Here is a 6,000-nt window from a genome sequence, read left to right as displayed (position 1 = left end):
GTTCTGGAACAGGCAACGCTTGCCGAGCTCGATGCCTCGGTAATTAAAGGCACGAGCGACGTGATTGTGTTTCGCGATGTCGGTTCCAATGACCAGAGTCGTTTCAGAAATTCTCGAAATCCGTTGATTTTGTTTGTTCGATTGGTTAAACTTCATAGTGAGCGTCCTCCTCTAATTAGGGCAGTGAATGTCAACCATTCCGAGACCCAGCATACAGGAGGCGCTTTTTGTTTTGCAAACCGCATTTTAATTCATCACAGGAATAGCTCCTTTCATACTGATTCTATCACAGGCCGTGATAGCGCTGCAGGAGCTCGGAACCTCAGACTTCCTCCCTCATGCTGATTCTACCACAGGATGCAGCGGGTGGTGCCTGGAGAAGCAAACGTATCGAGGCAGGCCGCCAGCGGATGAAAGCGACCGGTCCGGGGAACAATCAGAATGACCCGTATGGGAATCCTTGTGAAGGAGGCCGCGGACGATGGGAGATTTGTATTTTCATGTTGGCGGTACGATCACGGGACATGACTTGCGCCGGTTGGAGCGGGTGTTGCCGGAGATTGACGGGCATGAAACGCTCACCATCGTGATGGAGGCGTCCGATTCGGTTCAGGCGGATGCGCTGACCGTGCTGCTGGACAGGGAAGAGTTTGACCATTACCCGAAGGGCGGGCATTATGACGGCTTTACGATCATCGCCCGCCGCAAGCACTGATCCCATACGGGAGCCCGGCACTCATAAGGGTGCCGGGTTTTCGCGGAGATGGCGACGGGGCTGTTTCTTATCCAACCTTGGCCAGAAACTGGTGGTTGCTCCGGTTGAGCCCGGGTGGATCGTGCGGCCCTATGCACTGGGGAGTGGGCTGGGCGGGCTGGTCAGGTGGTTTTCAGTTTCGCGACCAGTGCCGCATCGGGTGTGACGTACAATGTTTTCTGCCCTTCGTACAAGACCATGCCCGGTTTGGCGCCGTTCGGCTTCCAGACGTTTTTGACCAGCGTGTAATCGACCGGCACATGGCTGGAGTCGCGCGCTTTTGAAAAATAGGCGGCCAGTTGGGCGGCTTCCCGCAACGTGGTTTCCGGCACGTCTTTGGCGCGGATCACCACGTGCGAACCGGGGATGTCTTTCGTATGTAGCCATGTGTCTGACGAATGGGCCAGTTTCATCGTCAGGTAGTCGTTTTGTTTGTTGTTCTTGCCGACATAGATGTCGATGCCGTCGCTCGAGCGGAACCGTTCCGGCTGGCTGGCGGCCGGTTTTTTCTTGCCGCCCGGCTTGCGTGCGGCTTTCAGCACCCCAACTTGTTCCAACTCTTCCCGAATCTCTTCGAGGTCGCCCAAATCGGCCGTTGACAGCGATTGCAGGACGCTTTCCAGGTAGGCGATTCGTTCGCGCGTTTGCGCGATCTGTTGCTCGAGGATCGGAATCGATTTTTTCACTTTGTTGTACTTTTTAAAATAGGCTTGCGCGTTCTCCTGCGGCGACAACTGGGGATCGAGCGGGATCGTGATCTCCGGCAGATCCTCTTCAAAATAATTGACCACGTTCGCCTCCGTCTGCCCTTTCTCCAATTGGAAGAGGCTTGCCGTCAGCAATTCTCCCCAGATGCGGTAGCGGTCGGCCTCCGCCGCTTCGGTGATCGCTTCCTCGAACTTGGCGATTTTGCTACGGTCTTTCTCCAGTTCCGCCAGCAGAATCCGTTCCATGTCGCCCGCTTTTTGGCGGAGCGTGTCGCGCCACGATTTTTCTTCAAAAAATTGCTCCAGGCAGGCGGAAATGCTGTCCCACTCCTGCACATCGCCCGGCACATGCGTCAGCCTGACCGCCGAAAACGCCTTCGGCTTTCCCGACCGGTCGATCACCAGCGTCGGGGAGTATCGATGGTGGAGGAGCGGTTCGAGGAAGCTTTCGAAAATCCGCCATTCCTGCTCGGCGTCCGGCTGAGCAGTATCCTGCTGAGAGGCACCCAATTGACTGGCGTCCGGCTGTTCCGCCGCTGGAGAAGCGGACCGCTCACCAGTTTCCACTCGGGTATTTGCTGGTTCCGACCCGGTCTCGGTCGCCGCAAACCGATGGGCCAGCTCCCGCCCGAGCAGGGGAGAGATTCCGCTGTAATGATTGACCAAAAATTTGTCAAACGGGCCATCATGAGTTTGCCGTTTCGCCAGAAAGCCGGTTTTTGTTTCCGCGAACGGGGAGATTTTGTCCTGTTCGGGCGGCGCTACATACGTGCGTCCGGGCAGCACTTCCCGGTGCCGGCTGGTGGACAGGTTTACGTGCACGATTCCGTCCAGGATGCGGCCGGTCTGCGGGTCGACCAGGATGATGTTCGAGTGGCGGCCCATGATTTCCACCACCAGTTGCTTTTCGCCGAGATCGCCCAGTTCGTCCCGGTTCTCGACATTGATCAGCAGGATCCGCTCATTGTCCACCTGTTCGATTTTTGTAATCCGGCCGCCTTCAAGATGTTTCCGCAGCAGCATGCAGAACATCGGCGGTTCGACCGGATTTTGTCCTTTGTACCGTTCGGCCAGGTGGATGCGGGGAAAGGTCGGGTTGGCCGAGATCAGCAACCGGTAGTTGCGCCCCTGGTTCCGGACGATCAGCAGAAGGTCGCGAGCCAACGGCTGATAGATTTTGTCCACGCGGCCGCCGGCGATCGTTTGCTGCAGTTCATGCGCGACGGCGCGCAGCACAATTCCATCAAACGCCATTCCTCTCACCTCCTCAAGTCACTCCAAGTATACGGGCAGCGGCGGTGTTCGTCAAACGGCCGTTGTCTTTGTCAGACAGGCGCCTGCAGGACTAGAATTGAATGTTGAAAAAAGTTTGTTTGGTTCGATGAGCATAGTGCTGCCGTTTTTGGCTCTGTTTCTCGGGGAACTTGGGATCCACGATCCGAAACATTCTGAGCACCAACTCGATGATGACGATCTTTGTCAAGTCGCTTGTCGGCAACGTATCGAACATCGCCTTCTGTCGGGACTTGCCGCATCGATCACAGGCATCGCCAATATCATCGGTTCCCCTTATCTCGGCCGCCTTGGCGACCGGGTCGGGCAGAGCAAACTGCTGCCAGTGGTGATGTTCATCGCCGGACTGTATGCCACCCCATTGCGGACAGGTTATTTTCACGCTTGGTCAAGCATAGACATGACTAGGGACAAACGATACGACAAAGGGGTGGCACTCGGTGCAGAAGACCAACTGGCATTCTCTGGGTGTTGCGGAATGCCTGCAACTGACAGAGACAACCGTGAACGGCCTGACTTCAAAAGAGGTGGAAGAACGACGGCTGCGGTATGGTGAAAACCGTTTGTCCGAAGGGGAACATGTCTCGCTCTTGTCGCTTTTTTTGAACCAGTTTCGGGATTTTATGGTCCTCGTGTTGCTGGCAGCCACGCTGATTTCCGGACTGCTTGGCGAGTATACGGATGCGATTACGATTATAGCGATCATTATCGTGAACGGGATTCTCGGATTTTTGCAGGAAGTGCGCGCCGAACGCTCACTCGCTTCGCTGAAGCAGCTGGCCGCCCCGACCGCCCACACGATTCGCGACGGGAAAAAAGTGACGGTACCGGCAGCCGAACTGGTGCCGGGCGATATTGTATTGCTGGAAAGCGGTGACCGGGTGCCGGCCGACCTGCGACTGATTCGCTGCCAGTCACTGGAAATCGAAGAATCGTCCCTGACCGGGGAATCGCTTCCGGTCACCAAATCGGTCGACCCGATCGAAGATCCGCTCGCCGGTGTCGGCGATCGCCGGAATATGGCCTACATGGGCACGATGGTGACGCGGGGCAAGGGCGTTGGCGTGGTGGTTGCCACGGGGATGGACACCGAGATGGGGCTGATTGCCGACCTGATCCAGACGGCGGAAGATATGGATACGCCGCTGCAGCGCAGGCTCGAACAGCTGGGCAAGGTGCTCGTCTATGTGGCGCTGGCGATTACAGCCGTTGTGGTGATTACGGGAATTTTGCACGGACACGGGATTTATGAGATGTTCCTCGCTGGTGTGTCTTTGGCGGTGGCGGCGATTCCGGAAGGGCTGCCGGCGATCGTGACGATTGCGCTGGCGCTTGGCGTGCAGCGGATGATCAAACGGCGGGCGATCGTGCGCAAACTTCCGTCCGTCGAGACGCTCGGCTGTGCGTCCGTTATCTGCTCCGACAAGACGGGTACATTGACACAGAACATGATGACCGTTCAACAGGTGTGGGTGAGCGGCCGGTTTTACGACGTGACGGGCAGCGGATTTGAGCCGGAAGGCGAATTTCAGCTGGCGGGAAAAAAAGTGGATCCCCGCAAACGGGACGACCTGCGCCGCCTGCTGGAAATCGGCGCATTGTGCAACAACGCGGAGCTTATACAGGAGAAGGCGGGGAAAAGCGGCGGGCGATGGACCGTCTACGGCGATCCGACGGAAGGAGCATTGCTGGTGCTGGCTGCCAAAGCGGGAATCACGCCGCAGCAGTTGGCGGAGGCGGAACAGCGTTTGGATGAGCTGCCGTTTGACTCGACCCGCAAGATGATGTCGGTGATCACGAAAAATCAGGCCGGGCAAGTCCGCTTGCTGGTCAAAGGAGCGCCGGACATACTGCTCGACCGCTGCACGCACATACTGATTGATGGAAAAGTGGTCCCGATGAGCGCTTCCCTGCGCAAAGCGGTGATGCAGGCGAACGAAACGATGGCGGTCGGCGCGCTGCGCAACCTGGCTATCGCCTATCGCCCGGTCAAGGACCCGGCAGAGCTGAAAGCGGCCGATCCGGAACGCGGCCTGATTTTCATGGGGCTGGTCGGCATGATCGATCCGCCGCGGCCGGAAGTGTACCAGGCGATCGCCAAATGCAAGCGGGCGGGGATCAAGACGGTGATGATCACCGGCGACCATCAGGTAACGGCCGAGGCGATCGCGCGGCAGATCGGGATACTGCCGCCTGGCGGTCTGGTTGTCAACGGAGCCAAGTTGGAAGCGATGTCAGACAAGGAATTGCAAAAAAAGGTGGAAGACATTTATGTCTACGCCCGCGTCTCGCCCGAGCACAAGCTGCGGATCGTCAAGGCGCTGCAAAAAAACGGGCATGTCGTGGCGATGACGGGGGACGGCGTCAACGATGCGCCGGCGATTAAGGCGGCCGATATCGGCATTGCGATGGGCCGCACCGGCACCGATGTGGCGAAAGAGGCGTCCGCTCTCGTGCTGGCGGACGACAATTTTGCCACGATCGTCGCGGCGATTGAAGAAGGCCGGGGGATCTACGACAACATCCGCAAGTTTGTCCGCTATTTGCTCGCTTCTAACGTCGGTGAGATTCTGGTGATGTTTCTGGCGATGCTGGCTGGTCTGCCGCTGCCCTTGCTGCCGATCCAGATCCTCTGGGTGAACCTGGTGACGGACGGCTTGCCGGCGATCGCATTGGGCGTCGATCCGGCGGAAAAAAACATCATGCAGAAGCGGCCGCGCAACCCGAAGGAGAGCATTTTTGCGCGAGGGGTGGGGCAAAAGATTCTGACCAGAGGCATTCTGATCGGGTTTGTCACGCTGGCTGTGTTCTGGTTGACCTATTCGGCCGAACCAAACCACCTGGTGAAAGCGCAGACGATGGCGTTCGCCACATTGGTGATGGCGCAGCTGATCCAGGTGTTTGACTGCCGCAGCGTGGAGGGAGGCATTTTCTCCCGCAACATTCTGGAGAATCCGTGGCTGATTGTGGCGGTCGCCATCTCGGCGCTGCTGTTGATTTCCGTCATCTACGTTGAACCGATGCAGCCGATTTTCAAAACGGTTCCGCTGAACGTGTGGGATTGGATTGCCGTCATGGCGGCGGCCGCCATTCCGACCTTCTCGTTGGCTGCCCGCCGCGCGACGAACCGGATGGCGAGGCGTTCGCGCGTCGCGTACAACCGCTGAGTCGGCGCGATGGCCGATTGCAAGCAGGTAGAAGCTCATCACCCGCCTCACCGGATACTTTGGCGGCGGGTTTTCTCTT

Annotated in this window: 4 protein-coding genes and 1 pseudogene; 3 read left to right on the top strand and 2 right to left on the bottom strand. The window is 57.9% G+C overall.

Going from position 1 to position 6,000, the window contains the following annotated elements:
• Positions 1-156, bottom strand: a pseudogene (locus tag C230_RS23455) (IS110 family transposase); the annotation flags it as partial.
• Positions 157-481: 325 nt separating this feature from the next.
• Between C230_RS23455 and C230_RS20690 the strand changes: the two are divergent.
• A complete protein-coding gene (locus C230_RS20690; protein ID WP_018132928.1) occupies positions 482-715 on the top strand; it encodes a hypothetical protein in 234 nt (77 codons plus the stop codon).
• Positions 716-876: 161 nt separating this feature from the next.
• Here C230_RS20690 and C230_RS0115290 read toward each other — a convergent pair whose 3' ends face one another.
• Positions 877-2,715: an Rqc2 family fibronectin-binding protein gene (locus C230_RS0115290; RefSeq protein WP_018132927.1), complete on the bottom strand. Its 1,839-nt coding sequence runs from the start codon at positions 2,713-2,715 to the stop codon at positions 877-879.
• Positions 2,716-2,812: 97 nt separating this feature from the next.
• On the opposite strand from C230_RS0115290, the gene C230_RS23030 reads away from it, so the two are divergent.
• The gene (locus tag C230_RS23030) at positions 2,813-3,310 is read left to right on the top strand and encodes a hypothetical protein (protein ID WP_169332857.1); all 498 of its coding nucleotides are present in this window, start codon (positions 2,813-2,815) and stop codon (positions 3,308-3,310) included.
• Positions 3,195-5,921 carry a calcium-transporting P-type ATPase, PMR1-type gene (locus C230_RS0115280; RefSeq protein ID WP_018132925.1) on the top strand — a complete coding sequence of 909 codons (2,727 nt, stop codon included), beginning with the start codon at positions 3,195-3,197 and terminating at the stop codon, positions 5,919-5,921. The genes C230_RS23030 and C230_RS0115280 overlap by 116 nt, the downstream gene beginning before the upstream one ends.
• Positions 5,922-6,000: the final 79 nt, after the last annotated feature.

The sequence above is a fragment of the Effusibacillus pohliae DSM 22757 genome, from assembly GCF_000376225.1.
GTDB lineage: Bacteria > Bacillota > Bacilli > Tumebacillales > Effusibacillaceae > Effusibacillus > Effusibacillus pohliae.
The sequence above is the reverse complement of the archived record's forward strand: the minus strand, read 5'-3'. Positions and strand labels throughout refer to the sequence as shown.

Coding starts and splice junctions, on each gene's coding strand:
- C230_RS20690 (WP_018132928.1), top strand. CDS start 482: ATGGGAGATTTGTATTTTCATGTTGGCGGTACGATCACGGGACATGAC.
- C230_RS0115290 (WP_018132927.1), bottom strand. CDS start 2,715: ATGGCGTTTGATGGAATTGTGCTGCGCGCCGTCGCGCATGAACTGCAG.